Below are 15,702 nucleotides of genomic sequence, written 5' to 3'. Positions count from 1 at the left end.
ACGACTAGCGACTAGCAACTAAAAGGAATCCCATGACTGCACAAACCACTACCGCTACCGACCACTACCTCGCCATCAACAACATCGAGGTCATCTACGACCACGTGATCCTGGTTCTCAAGGGCGTGTCGCTGCACGTGCCGAAAGGCAAGATTGTCGCGTTGCTCGGCGCCAACGGCGCCGGCAAGTCGACGACGCTGAAAGCGATTTCCAATCTGTTGCGCGCCGAACGCGGCGACGTCACCAAGGGCTCGGTCGAATACAAGGGCAATCGCATTGACCAACTGACCCCAAACGAATTGGTCAAGCGCGGCGTCATCCAGGTGATGGAAGGGCGGCATTGTTTCGGCCACCTGAGCATCGAGGAAAACCTGTTGACCGGCGCCTACACCCGTTCGATTTCGCGCGGCGAACTGAAGGACAGCCTCGACAAGGTCTATCACTACTTCCCGCGCCTGAAGACGCGGCGCAGCTCGCAGGCCGGTTACACCTCGGGCGGCGAGCAGCAGATGTGCGCCATCGGCCGGGCCTTGATGGCCAAGCCGGAAATGATCCTGCTCGACGAGCCGTCGATGGGGCTGGCGCCGCAGATCGTCGAAGAGATTTTCGAGATCGTCAAGGATCTGAACAGCCGCGAGAACGTCAGTTTCCTGCTGGCCGAGCAGAACACCATGGTCGCCCTGAAATACGCCGACTTCGGCTACATCCTGGAAAACGGCCGGGTGGTCATGGAAGGCGACGCCGAAGGACTGCGCACCAACGAGGACGTCAAGGAGTTCTACCTTGGCCTGTCGTCGGCCGGGCGCAAGTCATTTAAAGATGTGAAGCACTACCGTCGCAGAAAGCGCTGGTTATCATGAGTTATTACGATCCGCTGGAAACCCGCGATCCGGACGAGCGCGAAGAAGACCTGATGGACAAGCTGGCCCGTCAGGTGGCGCATGCCAAGGAAACGACCCATTACTATTTCCAGGCGCTGGCCGGGGTCAATCCGTTCGAGTGCGTGACGCGCGAGGCGCTGGCCAAACTGCCGCTGACCCGCAAGCGCGATCTGATCGAATTGCAGAAGAAGACGCCGCCGTTCGGCGGTCTCAATTCGCTGCCGCGCCACAAGGCCAAGCGCGTTTTTTCGTCGCCCGGGCCGATCTACGAATTGCAGGGCAAGGACATGGATCCCTGGCGCATGGCCCGCGTGCTTTATGCGGCGGGCTTTCGTAACGGCGACCTGATTCACAACTGCTTTTCCTATCACTTCACGCCGGGCGCCTTTCTGATGGAGGGCGGGGCACGCAAGCTCGGCTGTGCGGTGTTTCCCGGTGGCGTCGGGCAGACCGAGCAGCAGGTGCAGGCGATGGTCGACCTGAAGCCGGACGGCTATGTCGGCACACCGTCCTTTTTGCGCATCATTGTCGAAAAGGCCGAGGAAATCGGCGCCGACATCAGTTCGCTGAGCAAGGCCTGCGTCTCGGGCGAAGCCTTGCCGGGGGTCACCCGGAGCTGGCTCAACGAACGCGGCATCAGTGTCCGCCAGTGTTACGCCACGGCCGACATCGGGGCGATCGCCTATGAAACCGAAGCTGAGGCCGGGCTGGTCGTCGAGGAGGAGTTGCTGCTCGAAATCGTTCGTCCCGGTACCGGCGACCCGGTCGCCGAGGGCGAGGTCGGCGAAGTGGTGGTCACCACCTTCAACCCGGATTACCCGCTGATCCGCTTCGCCACCGGCGACCTTTCCGCCGTCCTGCCCGGCCGTTCGCCGTGCGGGCGCAGCAATATCCGGCTGAAAGGCTGGCTCGGCCGGGCCGACCAGACGACCAAGATCAAGGGCATGTTCGTGCATCCCGAGCAGGTCGCCGACATCGCCCGGCGTCATCCGGAAATCCATCGCATGCGCCTGGTCGTCGATAATCCGGGCGGCCAGGATCGGATGGTGCTGCATTGCGAAATCGAAGCCGGCGGCGAGGCGCTCGACAAGGCGCTGGTTGCCAGCCTGCGCGAGGTCACCAAGCTGCGTGGCGAGGTGGCTTTTTCGGCGCCCGGGGGCTTGCCCAACGATGGCAAGGTGATCGAAGATAGCCGGGTCTATTAAACCGGCTGTGTTCATGCGAAATCTTCTTGTGCTGCTGGCCCTGCTGGCGACCCCGGCGCTGGCCGCCGAGCCGGCGCTTCGTCCGTCGGCCCGGCTGCTCTTCAAGCAGCCGGAATTGCTGCAGGCGGGTGCCTGCGTGGTCTATCAAGAGGGGGGCAGCGGCTGGGTCGTCACCGACCCGGTCTATTACCTGAAGGGGCAGGTCATCGACACCGAAGTGCAGACCCGCCATCTCGGTCACTGCCCGACGGTGCCGGGCAAGAACATCGAGCAATACAGCCGGGCCGAATTCAATCGCCAGGCGCTGGCCTATCCCTGTGTGGCGGCGACGCAGCCGGAACGCGATGAACAGATCGGCATGGTCCGCCTGCGCGTCACCGAGTGGGAAACGCCGCATGGCGTGAAAGCAGCCAATGCCGGGCGCCTCTATCGCGGCATGTTCATCGACCGGCGGCTGGAAAAAGGCATGGAGATCGAACTGGAAGCCGACCTCCTCGGCGTCTGCGACAAATGAGCCGGCCGGGACCGCTGGCCGGCATCAAGGTCGTCGAATTCGCCGGGATTGGTCCGGGACCATTTTGCGGCATGTTGCTCGCCGACATGGGGGCGGAAGTAACGCTGCTTGAGCGGGCCGGTGGCACTTTTGCCTCGCAACTGTTCGGTGGGGGGCGCAAGGCTGTTGCCAATCGTGGCAAGAAGTCCCTGTGCATTGATCTCAAGAATCCGGAAGCCAAAGCCCTGGTCATGCAGCTGATTGGTGAGGCTGATGTGCTGATCGAAGGGTTTCGTCCCGGGGTCATGGAAAGATTGGGTTTCGGGCCGGACACCTGTCTGGAGCTCAACCCGCGTCTGATCTACGGCCGCATGACGGGCTGGGGCCAAAGCGGTCCGCTTGCCGCCCGGGCTGGCCATGATGCAAATTACGCGGCACTGGCCGGCGTGCTGGATACCGGGCGTCGCCATGGTGGCGCGCCGTGGGCCCCGCCGACCCTGATCGGCGATATGGGGGGGGGCGGATTGATGCTCGCTTGGGGCATTGCCTGTGCGCTGATTGAAACCGGACGCAGCGGTCAGGGTCAGGTCATCGATGCCGCGATGTGTGAAGGTGCCGCAGTTCTTGCCCACGGCTTGTTCAACCTTGAAGCGCTGGGCGAGTGGCAGGGCAAGTGCGCGATTGATTCAAGCGCCCCGTTTTACGATGTATATGCCTGTGCCGATGGGCAGTGGATCAGCGTCTGTCCGCTCGAACCGCAGTTTTACCAGACCTTCATCAAGCGACTGGGTCTGAGCGAGGACCCGGACTTTGCCGGGCAACAATATGACACGACGCGCTGGCCGGTCATGAAGCAGCGCCTGGCCGTAATCTTCGCGAGTTCGCCGCGCGCTCACTGGGAACAATTGTTCGACGACACCGATGATTGCGTCTGGCCGGTCCTGTCCATGCAGGATGCACCAATGCATCCGCATAATCAGGCGCGGCAAGCCTTTGTCGATATTGCCGGTGTGCGCCAGCCGGCCCCTGCACCGCGCTTTTCCCGTACGCCTGGCAGCATTCAGAGTCCGCCTCCGCTGCTCGGCGAGCATACGCAGCAGCGGCTGATGGATCTCGGGCTGTCGAGCGAGGAAATCGCGCGCCTGGTCGCTCTCGGCGCAGTTTCAGTCGCCTAGGCGGGCGTGGCCGTTCCGGCCGCTCAGCGCCCGCTCGCCCGACCGAACAGGCCGCGCACCGCTTCCTGCAGATCGGCTGGCAGGACGACGACCTTGGCGTTGTCCTTCTCGCCCATCCGTTCGAGCGCGGCGATGTACTTTTCTCCGAGCATGTAGGACATCGGCCCGGTCTGCTCGCCGATTGCCGCGGTGATGCGGCGGATCGCCTCGGCCGAGGCTTCGGCCAGCATGACCTGGGCGTTGGCGTCACGCTTGGCCGATTCAAGGCGGGCTTCGGCTTCGAGAATGGCCGCCTGCTTGGCGCCTTCCGCCCGGATCACCACCGCCTTGCGTTCGCGCTCGGCAGCGGCCTGCATTTCCATGGCTTTTTGCATCGACTGCGACGGCTTGATGTCCTGGATCTCCACCGATTTGACCGTCAGGCCCCAGTCCACCGCCTCGTCGGCGATGCTCTCGCGCAGCCGCGCCTTGATCTTGTCACGCGAGGAGAGCGCCTCGTCGAGTTCCATTTCGCCGACGATGGAGCGCAGCGTCGTCATGATCATGTTGCGGATGGCTTCCGAGAAGTCGGTAATGCCATAGACCGCCTTGACCGGGTCGGTGACCTTGATGAAGGCGATGGCATTGGTCAGGATCACCGCGTTGTCGCGGGTGATCACTTCCTGTTCCTGGACGTCGAGGATGATGTCCTTGGTCACCAGTTGGTAGGCCACCTTGTCGAGGTAGGGGATGACGATGTTGAGACCGGGCTTCAGCGTGCCGTGGTACTTGCCGAGCCGCTCGACGATCCATTCCTCGCCTTGCGGCACGATACGGACGCCCTTGGCGATAGTCACCACAACGAAGACGAGGATGGCTAGGGTGACCATGAAACCTGCATTCATATCCATTTTTCGACCTTTCTAAGCCTTGCCTATCTTCAGGAAACTGCCTTCCACCGCGATGACCTTGACCCGTTCGCCGGCCGCGATCGCCGTATCGGACAGGCACACCCATTCCTCGGCGCCGAGCACCGGCCGTTGAAAACGCACCTTGCCCCGTTCGAAGGGAGCGACGGCGCTGACCAGCAGGCCGATTTCGCCGATGACTTCACCATCGGCTGTGCCGATCCGCGTCCTTTGAAAGCTCTGCTTGAAAACCCGGAACCACAGCCAGACCATGGCCAGCGAGGCGATCGTCCAGGTTGCCAGCTGGGCCGTCAGGGAGAGCTCGAAAGCTAGCGCAAGCAAGCCGACAAACAGTGCGCCCAAACCGAACCAGACGATGAAAAACGAGGGAATAACCAATTCGGCGAGAACCAGCGCAATGCCGCCGACGACCCAGTGCCACCATTCGGGATTCATATATTTCTCCTAGCTGCGAGGCAGTATTTCGGGTTTGTCCGGCCCGGTCAAGCCGCCCTGCGGCTTTCCACAGTTGGGCGACGGCGGTGCTGCACCTAAAATGCGCAGATGAACACCGCCCTTCTCCTGCTTCCCGACTTCACGCTGATCCTCCTCGGGGCGGCCATCCGGCGCTGGATGCATCTCGGCGACCATTTCTGGAATGGCGTCGAGAAGCTGGTCTATTTCATTCTCTTTCCGGCCCTGCTGATCAACGCCATCATCAAGACGCGGCTCGATCTGGGCGCCGCGATGCCGCTGCTGCTCACGGCATTCGCCGCCATGCTCGGAGGCATGGTCCTCGGCATCGTGCCCAAGCTGTTCAGCCGCTTCCCGGCGTTGACCTATGCCTCGCTGTTCCAGTGCGGCTATCGCTTCAATTCCTACATCGCGCTGGCCGTTGCCGGCATGTTGTACGGTTCACCCGGCATTGCCACAATGGGCCTGATCGTCGGCGCCGCCGTGCCGGTTGCCAATCTGGTCTCGGTGTGGATGCTGGCGCGCCATGGCGAAGTCGGCCTGTGGCGCGAGGTGGCGCGTAATCCGCTGATCTGGGGGACGGTCACCGGGTTCTTGCTGAATCTGCTTGGTTTCGTTCCGCCGGCCCCGCTGCAGGCCTTTCTCGGTCGTCTGGCCGACGCCTCGATTGCGCTTGGCCTGATTACCGTCGGCGCCGCGCTGCGGCTGGACAGCATGCCCGGGGTCCGGGGATATTCATTGTGGCTGCTCGGCGTCAAGCTGCTGGCTCTGCCGCTGATTGCCCTGACGGTCGGCGCGCAACTCGGCTTGAGTGGTCTCAACTATCAGGTGGTGGTGCTGTTCGCCGCCTTGCCGACGGCGTCGTCGGCCTACATCCTGGCGATGCGCATGGGCGGCGACGGGCGCAGCGTGGCCTGGCTGATCTCGGCGACGACGCTGGGTTCGATGCTCACGCTGCCGCTCTGGGCAGCGTGGCTGGCCGGCCGCTGACTACTTCTTGCGGCTGCCCGACAGCTCTTCGGCCTTGCTCTCGGCATTTGCCTGAGCAGCGGCATCGGCGGTTTGCTGCATTTGTTCGCGCATCTGCTGCATCATCTGCCACGGCCACATCGCCGCTTCGGAAAAGGCACTTTGCGCCGGATCGGCCGGCGCAGCTTCTTCGGCCGCCGCCGGATTGATCGACTTGGCGGCATCGACCGCCAACTTGCTCATGGTCTGCACGGTTGATACCGTGGTGCGCTGCATTTCCAGACCCTGGATGGTCATTTGCAGCATCGAGAGGTTCATCCGCAACCAGCCTTCGACGGCCTTCATATCCTTGATGCGCTTGTCGAGTTCTTCCAGATCGAATGTCGGCGCGACCATGCCCGGCAACGTGAAACCCATCTTGCCCCACATGTTGCGCATGAAATTAAGGGGGTCTTGTGCTTGGTTGTCGGACATTTGTCTCTCCTTCTTATTAGCGTAAAAACATCTTAAACCACTTTTTGGAGGGTGTTCGCGGTAATTGGTTCCAGCTTGCAATTCGCATGAACACGCGATGTGACAAAGTGATAAATTAGCGCCCGTTAATAGGGGGGAACGTATGCTCAGGTTGCTGGTGGTTGAAGATCACGCACTGGTGCGCGAAGGCTTGGTACGTCTGCTCGGGCAGATCGAGAAGGAGGTCGCGGTGTTTGAAAGCGCGGATTTCGAATCGGCGCTTTCGGTACTCGACGAAGAAGGCGAGTTCGATCTGGTGCTGCTCGATCTGGCGCTGCCCGGTATCGATGGCTTTGCCGGTCTGGATATTTTGCGCCGCCGCCACCCGGCGATGCCGGTCGCCGTCGTCTCGGCTTTCGACGATACGCCGACCGTTACCCGGGTGCTCAATCTCGGTGCCTCCGGGTTCATTCCCAAGGCATTTTCCGGCGAGGCGCTGCTGGCGGCGGTCCGCGAAGTGCTGGCCGGCAACATCTTCCGGCCGAGCGGCCAGCAGGGGGCGCGTCTCGACGATGCGACGCCGGTGCCGCCGTCGAAGTTCGGCGTCAAACCCGAGGAAGTCGGCCTGACCGACCGCCAGGCCCAGGTGTTGGCGCTGATGGTGCGCGGTCTGTCGAATCGCGATATTGCCGATCAGCTCGAACTCTCCGAGGGGACCGTCAAAATTCATGCAACTGCCGTCTTCAAGGCGCTCGGTGTCGGTAGCCGGACCCAGGCGCTGGTTGCCGTTTCGCGTTACGGCATCGATTTCGGCAACGTTTTCTGAAGCTGGTTGAGCAGCGCCCGCAGCTTGGCCGGCCTGACCGGGGTCGGCAGCGCGTGGGCACCGGCCGGCAGCGCCTGACCGGCGGCGCTGGTCAGGACGATCAGCGGGGCGCCGGGCGATAGTTCGGCACTGACCTCGCCGGCCAGTCCGGCATCGACAATCAGCACGGCATCCTGCGGCGGCCGCCGGCGCGCCGTGCCATCTTCCGAAGTGACCCCGAAATTCCAGCTTTCGACCAGTTTCAGCCCGGCGAGCAACTCGTCGGAGCTGCCGATGAAGTGCGCCTTGCCGATCGATGGCGGGCGATTTTCCGGCCGGTTGTACTCGGCGGGATCGCTGACCGGAACGAGTAGTGCGAAACTCGTGCCTTCGCCGAGCCGCGAGCGGAGGCTGACCTTGACGTCGAGCGCGCGGGCCAGCCGGTCGATGATCGATAGCCCGAGACCGAGGCCCTTGTTCTGCTCCCGGGCCGGATTGCCGACTTGGTAAAACTCGGCAAAAATCGCCGCCTGATGTTCGGGGGCGATGCCGACGCCGCTGTCGCGCACTTCGATCTGAACGTAGTTGCCGCGCGGCCGGGCGGCGACGAGGATGCGTCCGCCGGGCGGCGTGTAACGCAGGGAATTGGAAACCAGATTGGCCAGCATCCGTTCGATCATTACCGGGTCGGAGTCCAGCCAACAGGTGGTCGGCCGGAAACGCAAGCCCAGTTTGCGGTCGGCCGCGGCCCGCCGGAAGGAGTTGTTGAGGCGCTCGAACATCGGGCCGAGGGCGAACGGCCGGATGTCCGGCTTGATGCCGGCGACATCGAGGCGGGAAATGTCGAGCAGCGAATCGAGCAGCTCGCTGAGCACGCTGGTCGATGTGGCGATTTGCTCGGCCAGGCGCGGCAGGTCCTGCTGGCCGCCGTCGCGCACCTGGCGCTGGAGGTCGGCGGCAAACAGCGAAAGGGCGTGCAGCGGTTGCCGCAGGTCGTGGCTGGCGGCAGCCAGAAAGCGGCTTTTCGCCTTGTTGGCACGCTCCGCCGCATCCTTTTGCCCGGCCAGTTCGAGGGTTGCCGTGCGCACGCGCTCTTCGAGGTTTTCATGGCTGGCCGCCAGTTGTTCGGTCATCGCCGACATTTCGCGCAGCTGGCGGCGGACCAGCAGGGCGCCGACGAGCAGCACGACGCTGACCAGCAGGCCGACCGTGCCGAGTTCGAGCAGCCGGCTGCGCCAGTTGGCAAGCAAGGTGTTTTCCGGGATGGCCGTCAGGATGCGCAGGTCGGAAAAGCCGGGGACCGGCGAGACCGAGATGAGCAGGCCATTGCCGTTGGCCAGGCCGGTTTGCGGCACCAGGTCGCGCAGCATGCCGTCGAACAGGACTTCGGTCGCCTGGCCGCCGAGCAGCGGCGATTGCCGGCTGAGATCGGTCGGCCGGCAGGAGCCGACGATCTGTCCCTTGCCGTTGATCAGGACCGCTTCGAAATCGTCGGACAGCCGGTTCGACCAGCAGAAATCCTGCAGATAGGCCGGCTCGATCGCGGCAAAGGTGGCGCCGCTGAACCGTCCGTCGCTGCCGACGATGCGACGGGCGATGGCGTAGGTGTAGCGGCCGGAATTGCGGCCGATGTAGGGGCCGAAGGAGGAGGCATCGGCACCGTTTTCGAGTGCCACGAAATAGGGCCGGTCCTTGACGTTGATATGCGGCGGCGGAAAGTAGGTGGAAATGAAACGCTGGTTGCCGTAGCGGTCGAAGATGATCAGGTCGCGCAGTTGCGGCATGGCGCGGGAATGCCGCTGGGCGACGTATTCCCAGCCCTGGCTCGCTTCCCAGCTTTCCCAGTCGCGCCGGTTGTGGGAAAGGTCGGTGGCCATCTCGCGCAGCAGAACGTCGACCGCTTCGAAGGTCCGCGCCGTATGTTCGGCCATCATGATGCCGAAATGCTGCAGGCGGCGCTCGCCGGCTTCAAAGTCCCGGTGGCGGGCGAGCAGCAGGTCGGTGAGGAAAACGCCAAGCACGGTCAGGGTGCTGATCAGCGCGATGAACAGGGCGAGGGTTTCCGGTTTTTTCCGAAACATCGGCGCTCAGATCTGGTAGCAGTACAGCGGCCTGGGCGGCGTGCAGTCGACCTCGATGACCTGACTCGGAACCTCGCCGGGTACCGGGAAAGAGTTGCTGATGAACAGGCTGCCCGGCTGCATTTCGGCCTTTGCCTTCTGCCATAGCGCGGGCATCGGGACCGGCGAGAGGAAGGCATAGACGACGTCGAATTCGCCGAGCGGCGCCTGCCAGAGATCGTCCCAGCGCCAGCGGATGTTCGGCCGGCCGAGGCTGAGCAGACGGCCGACCAGCCAGGTCAGCGGGGCGTTCTCGTAACCGGTGAAATGGCTGTCCGGCAGCAGGTCGGCGAGGGGCACCGTGGTGCTGCCGAGGCCGGCCCCGAGGTCGAGAAAACGCGACGGGCCGCGTTCGCCGAGCAGTTTGGCGAGCTCGGCGACGGTTGCCTTGTTCGACAGGTAGAGCGGGACTTGCCCGGACAGGGCGCCGCGATAGACGAGAAGGAGCAGCACGAAGGCGAGCAGGAACCAGCTGGGGTCGATGGCCAGCGTGTTGGTTGCCCAGACCAACGGCATGAAGGTAAGGTGGATCAGGCGCCACCACCACGGTTGGCGGGACAGCGTGGCGAACAGCAGGGCGACGCCGCCGATGGCCAGGCTGGTTTCCAGCCACGGCATGGCCTGGGCCGTCCAGCCGAAATAGGGCCAGGCGAGGGATAAAACGAGAATGACAGCCGCCCCTTGCAGGGCCAGCTGTCGAGTGGGGGTCGCGGACATGCCGCGATTATGCCACCAGCGCGGCCCTTGCCGATTCCCTTGCTGCGCCGGCCTGTGCTGCCGCCTGGCTGCGGACCGGGCCAAAGCCGCGGACCTCGGCCGGCCAGCTGGCCAGATCGATCGCCTTGGGCGCCGCTCCGGGGTGGCCGATGATCAGGTCGAGATCGGCTTCGTATTCGGCCAGCAGCCTCCGGTCGACGGCCTTTTCCGGGGTGAAACGGAACGGATCGAGCCAGCTGCCGCGGATCGACCGCGCTTTGGCCAGCCATTTCAGGGCGCCGAGCAGCCACGGGCCAATGCTTATTTTCTTCGGCCGCCCGTCCGGCCCGGGCTTAGCCAGCCACGTTGGGGCGAGATGGAAGACCAGGCGAACATCGCCGTCGAAGCGCTCGCCGAGGCGGCCGAGGAAATCGGTTTCGGCATACAGCCGGGCCACCTCGTATTCGTCCTTGGGGGCGAGCAGGCGGGCGTACTGGATGGCGACGGCCCGGCTCAGCGCCTCGTCGCCGAGAGCACGGACCTGGCTCAGGCGGGCCAGGTAGCGCTCGGCCAGGGCGGCATCCTGATAGGCCGTCAGGTGGGTGGTCCGGCTGGCGATCAGTTCGTCCAGCGTGCTTTCGGGCGGCCGGGCGCCGGCCAGCGGCCCGGCGATTTCCGCCACCTTTTCGGGCTCGACCGCCGCCCGCCGGCCCCAGGCGAAAGCCTGGCGGTTGGCCGTGACGCCGGTTCCGTTCAATTCGATGGCGCGCTCAAGTGCCGCGGCGGAAACCGGGACCAGCCCCTTTTGCCAGGCGTAACCGAGGAGCAGCATGTTGGCGTAGAGGGCGTCGCCCATCAGCTGAGTGGCGAGGTGCTGGGTGTCGAGAAATTCGACATGGTCGCGCCCCAGCGTGTCGATCAGGCTTTGCTCCATGCCGCCGCGCGGGAAGTGCCAGTCGCGGTTGCGCGTAAAGTCGGCGGTCGGCGTGGCGGTGCAGCTGACGACGGCGCGGGTCCGCCCTTCGAGCATTTTCGCCAGGGCTTCGGCGCCGGCGCTGACCACCAGGTCGCCGCCGAGCAAGGCATGCGCTTCGCCGGTGGCGATCCGCGCGGCGTGGATGTCTTCCGGCCGGTCGGCAATGCGCAGGTGCGAGAAGACGGCGCCGTATTTCTGCGCCAGCCCGGTCATGTCGAGGGTGGAAATGCCCTTGCCGTCGAGGTGGGCGGCCATGCCGATCAAGGCGCCGAGCGTGATGACGCCCATGCCGCCAACGCCGGTGATCAGCAGGTTGTAGGGCCGGGCGGTGTCCGGCAGTTGCGGCTCGGGCAAGGCCGGCCACAACGCGCTGCCGGGCGCCGCCGCAACATCGAGACCGCCGGCCGGGCGGGCCGCATTGCCTTTTTTCAGCCGGCCGCCTTCGACGGTGACGAAGCTCGGGCAAAAGCCCTTGAGGCACGAGAAGTCCTGATTGCAGGCCGACTGGTCGATCTGCCGCTTGGTGCCGAAGGGCGTTTCGAGCGGCACCACGGAGAGGCAGTTGGATTGCACCGAGCAGTCGCCGCAGCCTTCGCAGACGGCTTCGTTGATGAAGACGCGGCGGCTGGTTGGCGGCAATTTGCCGCGTTTCTTGCGCCGGCGCGATTCGGTGGCACATAGCTGGTCGTAGATCAGGACGGTGACGCCCGGTTCCTCGCGCAACTCGCGCTGCACCAGATCCAGTTCGTCGCGATGGCGGATCGGAACATGCGGCGCGAGGTCGGTGACTTCGGCGTACTTGGCCGGCTCGTTGGTGACGATGACCATCTTCGCAACGCCTTCGGCTTCGAGCTGACGCGTCATCCGGGCGATGCTCAGTACGCCGTCGACCGGCTGGCCGCCGGTCATCGCCACGGCGTCGTTGTAGAGAATCTTGTAGGTGATGGCGACCTTGGCGGCGATTGCCTGGCGGATGGCGAGCAGGCCGGAGTGGAAATAGGTGCCGTCGCCGAGGTTGGCGAAGATATGCTTTTCGGTGGTGAACGGCGCCTGGCCGACCCAGGGCACGCCTTCGCCGCCCATGTGGGTGAAGGTCGAGGTGTTGCGGTCCATCCACGTCACCATGTAGTGGCAGCCGATGCCGGCGACGGCGCGCGAGCCTTCCGGCAGGCGGGTCGAACTGTTATGCGGACAGCCCGAACAGAAATGCGGCTTGCGCTCGGCCAGAATGAGCGGCATCTGCGCCGCCTTCTGCTTGGCTTCGATGACCTGCAGGCGGGCGGCGATGGTCGGCGAGGTGAAGAAGCGGCCGATCCGTTCGGCGATCACCCGGGCGATGCTGGCCACCGGCAGTTCGCCGGTCGCCGGCAGCAGCCAGTCGCCGTGCGGCAGCGACCATTCGCCTTTTTCGTCGAACTTGCCGACGATGCGCGGCCGGACGTCGTCTTTCCAGTTGTACAGCTCTTCCTTGAGCTGGTATTCGAGCAACTGGCGTTTTTCCTCGACGACCAGAATTTCTTCCAAACCTTCGGCAAAGCGCCGCACGCCTTCCGGCTCGAGCGGCCAGACCATGCCGACCTTGAACAGCCGGATGCCGATCTTGGCGGCCAGCGCATCGTCGATGCCGAGTTCGTCGAGCGCCTGGCGGACGTCGAGATAGCTCTTGCCGGCGGTCAGGATGCCGAGGCGCGGATTGGGCGAATCGATGATCACCCGGTTCAGCTTGTTGGCCCGGGCATAAGCCAGGGCGGCGTAGAGCTTGTGGTTGAGCAGGCGGGCTTCCTGGACCAGCGGCGGATCGGGCCAGCGGATGTTGAGGCCGTCCGGCGGCAAGGCGAAATCGGTCGGCAAGACGATTTCCAGCGCCGCCGGATCGATCAGCACCGAAGCCGATGTCTCGACGGTATCGGCCAGCGCCTTGAAGGCCACCCAGCAGCCGGAGTAGCGGCTCATCGCCCAGCCGTGCAGGCCGTAATCGAGGTATTCCTGGACGTTGGCCGGGTAGAGCACCGGCATCAGCACTGCCTTGAAGATGTGTTCGGTCTGGTGCGGCAGCGTCGATGACTTGGCGGCATGGTCGTCGCCGGCAATGACCAGGACGCCGCCGTGCGGCGCCGTGCCGGCGGCATTGGCGTGGCGGAAGACGTCGCCGCTGCGGTCGACGCCCGGCCCCTTGCCGTACCACATGCCAAAGACGCCTTCGTAGCGGGCGTCGGGAAACAGGCCGACCTGCTGGCTGCCCCAGACGGCGGTGGCGGCGAGATCCTCGTTGATGCCGGGCTGGAAGGTGATGTGGTGGGCGGCGAGATGCTGCTTGGCTTTCCACAGGCCGAGATCGAGATTGCCGAGCGGGCTGCCGCGATAACCGGAGATGAAGCCGGCGGTATTCAGGCCGGCCGCCAGATCGCGCTCGCGTTGCAGCATCGGCAGCCGGATCAGGGCCTGGGTGCCGGTCAGAAAGACGCGGCCGGAGTTGCGGGTGTATTTCTCGTCCAGCACAGCGGACGGATCGGCAAGTGGTGCCGGCTGAGCCATGTTGCTCATTTTTGTCTCCTTTATGACGCCTTGTGGGCGCTGTTGAATGGCACCTCGCCGGGGGTGTTGGCGGTGTGCAACCTGGAGGTCGGATTGTGGCGGCCGGAAAACGTTCCGGCAAGCGGATTTATTCGGCGATGCCGAGCGGTAGCGTAAAGCTGAAGGTGCTGCCGACGCCGGCCCGGCTTTGTGCGGTAATTCGGCCGCCCATCAGCTCGACCAGCTGGCTGGAGATGGTCAGGCCGAGGCCGGTGCCGCCGTAGTTGCGGGTGGTCGAGCCGTCGGCTTGGGCGAAGGCGTCGAAAATGGTTTGCAGGCGGTCGGCGGCAATGCCGATGCCGGTATCCGAGATGGCGACGGTCAGCGTCAGTCCGCTCGCCGTTTTGGCGGCAAAGCTGACGTCCACGGTAATGCTGCCCTGCGTCGTGAACTTGATGGCATTGCCGATCAGGTTGAGCAGCACCTGACGGATGCGCAGCGGGTCGCCGATCAGTTTTTCCGGCAGCTCGGCGGGCCAGGTGAGCTGCTGGCTCAGGCCTTTTTCGTTGATCAGCGGCGCCATTAGGCGAAGCACTTCGGTGACCAGCGTGCGCAATTCAAAAGGTGTCTGTTCGATATGCAGCTTGCCGGCCTCGATTTTCGACACATCGAGGATGTCGTTGAGGATGGCCAGCAGGCTTTCTGCCGAGTGCTGGGCAATCCGCAGGTATTCCTGCGTTTCGGCATCGAGCGGGTTCATGCGCGCCAGTTCGATCATGCCGATGACGCCGTTCATCGGCGTCCGGATTTCGTGGCTCATGTTGGCCAGAAACTCGCTCTTGGCCCGGTTGGCCGTTTCCGCTGCCTCCTTGGCTTCGGCCAGGCTGGCCATGATCCGCGAACGCTGTTGTTCGCTGACGGCGAGCGCCAGTTCGGCGTCGTTGCGGGCGGCGAGAAATTCGTTGAAGGCGGCGCCGACGGTACGGATTTCGCTGCTCCCGGTTTCGGCCACCGGCAAGGCTGGCTGCCCCGGCTGCATGCTGGCGGCCCGGGCGCGCATCGCCCGGGCGAGCTGCCCGAGCGGGCGAACGAGGCGGTGTGAGAAGGCCCAGAGCAGCGGGACGATGATCAGCATCAGGGTCGCGGTGATTAGCGCCATATTGCGCTGGATGCTGGCGATCGGCCGGAAGGCTTCGTCGATGGTAACGACGGAAGCCAGTATCCAGCCGGTCGATTGCAGGCGCTTGAAGGTAAACAAGCCATCCAGGCCGTGGCTGTTCACGCCCTCTAAGGTGCCTTCGAAGCCGGCCAGCGCGCGGGCGAGGGCCGGGTTGGTCCGGGCATCGGGGACCGGCTGCATGATCCGTTCGCGATTCGGGTGGGCGATCATCAGGCCTTCGTTGGAAACCAGATAGAAATAGCCCTGCTCGCCGATCTTGCGCGCACCGAGCATGCCGATCAGGTTCGGCTTGTAGAGATTGAGCACCCCGCCGACGATGGCGATGAGTTCGCCTCGCGCATTGAGAACCGGCGCGGCAAGGACGACGATGGGCTGTTTCGTGGCCCGGCCGAGGACCGGTTGCGAGATTGTCGGCTTCAGCGTCTTGCGGACGTTTTCGATGTAATCCCGGCCCGACATGTCGAGTCCGCGGCGGCCCGCCTTCATCGGCCAGTCGATCAGCAACCTGCCGTTCGCGTCAAAAATATAGAGGTCGTCGAACAGCGTCAGCAGGGCCGACTTGCTCTGCAGGTGGCGTTCCAGCGCTGCGAGGTCATCCAGCTTGTCGAGCGGCAGCGAACTGGTCGAGTGGGCGAGGACGATCAGCCGTTCATTGAGCTTGTCATCGAGGTGGCCGGCCAGTTCGGAGAGAAGCTCGAACTGGCCGGTTTCGATGCGGGTCGCCAGATCGCCACGCAGCGCATAGAACTGCCCGAAAGACTGGACGAGGAGCAGCAGCAAGGCGATGGTGATGGCGCCGAGCGTGAGCTTCAGTTTCAGGCTGAGGGATGGCATGAGGCTCGAGTTACAGGGTTGGCGCGCATTGTAAATGCTG

General features: G+C 64.2%; 13 protein-coding genes. 6 read left to right on the top strand and 7 right to left on the bottom strand.

Annotation, left to right across the window (positions count from 1 at the left end):
• Window positions 1–32 precede the first annotated feature (32 nt).
• From ACLIKD_RS17220 to ACLIKD_RS17205, 4 genes are read left to right on the top strand one after another with little or no spacing between them, the layout of a single operon-like run.
• Window positions 33–860, top strand: a complete 828-nt coding sequence (locus ACLIKD_RS17220; protein ID WP_226418084.1) for an ABC transporter ATP-binding protein — start codon at window positions 33–35, stop codon at window positions 858–860.
• The gene (locus ACLIKD_RS17215) at window positions 857–2,086 is read left to right on the top strand and encodes a phenylacetate--CoA ligase family protein (protein ID WP_428825988.1); all 1,230 of its coding nucleotides are present in this window, start codon (window positions 857–859) and stop codon (window positions 2,084–2,086) included. The genes ACLIKD_RS17220 and ACLIKD_RS17215 overlap by 4 nt, the downstream gene beginning before the upstream one ends.
• Window positions 2,087–2,099: 13 nt before the next feature.
• Window positions 2,100–2,600 carry a hypothetical protein gene (locus ACLIKD_RS17210; protein ID WP_226418086.1) on the top strand — a complete coding sequence of 167 codons (501 nt, stop codon included), beginning with the start codon at window positions 2,100–2,102 and terminating at the stop codon, window positions 2,598–2,600.
• Window positions 2,597–3,754, top strand: a complete 1,158-nt coding sequence (locus ACLIKD_RS17205; RefSeq protein ID WP_428825987.1) for a CaiB/BaiF CoA transferase family protein — start codon at window positions 2,597–2,599, stop codon at window positions 3,752–3,754. The genes ACLIKD_RS17210 and ACLIKD_RS17205 overlap by 4 nt, the downstream gene beginning before the upstream one ends.
• Window positions 3,755–3,777: 23 nt before the next feature.
• Here the strand turns inward: ACLIKD_RS17205 and ACLIKD_RS17200 are convergent, their stop codons facing one another.
• Together ACLIKD_RS17200 and ACLIKD_RS17195 are read right to left on the bottom strand one after the other, a co-directional pair.
• Complete coding sequence (locus ACLIKD_RS17200; RefSeq protein WP_428825986.1) at window positions 3,778–4,644, bottom strand: SPFH domain-containing protein; 867 nt, start codon at window positions 4,642–4,644, stop codon at window positions 3,778–3,780.
• 12 nt (window positions 4,645–4,656) lie between these two features.
• Complete coding sequence (locus ACLIKD_RS17195; RefSeq protein WP_428825985.1) at window positions 4,657–5,097, bottom strand: NfeD family protein; 441 nt, start codon at window positions 5,095–5,097, stop codon at window positions 4,657–4,659.
• 108 nt (window positions 5,098–5,205) lie between these two features.
• On the opposite strand from ACLIKD_RS17195, the gene ACLIKD_RS17190 reads away from it, so the two are divergent.
• Entirely contained in the window at window positions 5,206–6,105 is a 900-nt protein-coding gene (locus tag ACLIKD_RS17190; RefSeq protein ID WP_428825984.1) for an AEC family transporter, read from the top strand.
• Here the strand turns inward: ACLIKD_RS17190 and ACLIKD_RS17185 are convergent, their stop codons facing one another.
• Window positions 6,106–6,558 (bottom strand): PhaM family polyhydroxyalkanoate granule multifunctional regulatory protein, encoded by a 453-nt coding sequence (locus ACLIKD_RS17185; protein WP_428825983.1) that lies wholly within the window; start codon window positions 6,556–6,558, stop codon window positions 6,106–6,108.
• Window positions 6,559–6,700: 142 nt separating this feature from the next.
• Here ACLIKD_RS17185 and ACLIKD_RS17180 point away from each other — a divergent pair, with 142 nt between their 5' ends.
• On the top strand, window positions 6,701–7,363 hold the full coding sequence (locus tag ACLIKD_RS17180; protein ID WP_226418092.1) for a response regulator transcription factor: 663 nt from the start codon (window positions 6,701–6,703) through the stop codon (window positions 7,361–7,363).
• Here ACLIKD_RS17180 and ACLIKD_RS17175 read toward each other — a convergent pair.
• The 4 genes from ACLIKD_RS17175 to ACLIKD_RS17160 form a co-directional block, all read right to left on the bottom strand.
• Complete coding sequence (locus ACLIKD_RS17175) at window positions 7,333–9,423, bottom strand: ATP-binding protein (protein WP_428825982.1); 2,091 nt, start codon at window positions 9,421–9,423, stop codon at window positions 7,333–7,335. The two genes, ACLIKD_RS17180 and ACLIKD_RS17175, sit on opposite strands and share 31 nt — an antisense overlap.
• Window positions 9,424–9,429: 6 nt before the next feature.
• Entirely contained in the window at window positions 9,430–10,179 is a 750-nt protein-coding gene (locus ACLIKD_RS17170) for a class I SAM-dependent methyltransferase (protein WP_428825981.1), read from the bottom strand.
• A 7-nt stretch (window positions 10,180–10,186) separates the two neighbouring features.
• Window positions 10,187–13,678 carry an indolepyruvate ferredoxin oxidoreductase family protein gene (locus ACLIKD_RS17165; protein ID WP_428825980.1) on the bottom strand — a complete coding sequence of 1,164 codons (3,492 nt, stop codon included), beginning with the start codon at window positions 13,676–13,678 and terminating at the stop codon, window positions 10,187–10,189.
• 118 nt (window positions 13,679–13,796) lie between these two features.
• A complete protein-coding gene (locus ACLIKD_RS17160) occupies window positions 13,797–15,662 on the bottom strand; it encodes an ATP-binding protein (RefSeq protein ID WP_428825979.1) in 1,866 nt (621 codons plus the stop codon).
• Window positions 15,663–15,702 lie beyond the last annotated feature (40 nt).

Source organism: Azonexus sp. IMCC34842 (assembly GCF_050368855.1).
Classification (GTDB): domain Bacteria; phylum Pseudomonadota; class Gammaproteobacteria; order Burkholderiales; family Rhodocyclaceae; genus Azonexus; species Azonexus denitrificans_A.
Note: the sequence above shows the minus strand (reverse complement) of the source record. Positions and strands in the feature narration are given on the sequence as shown.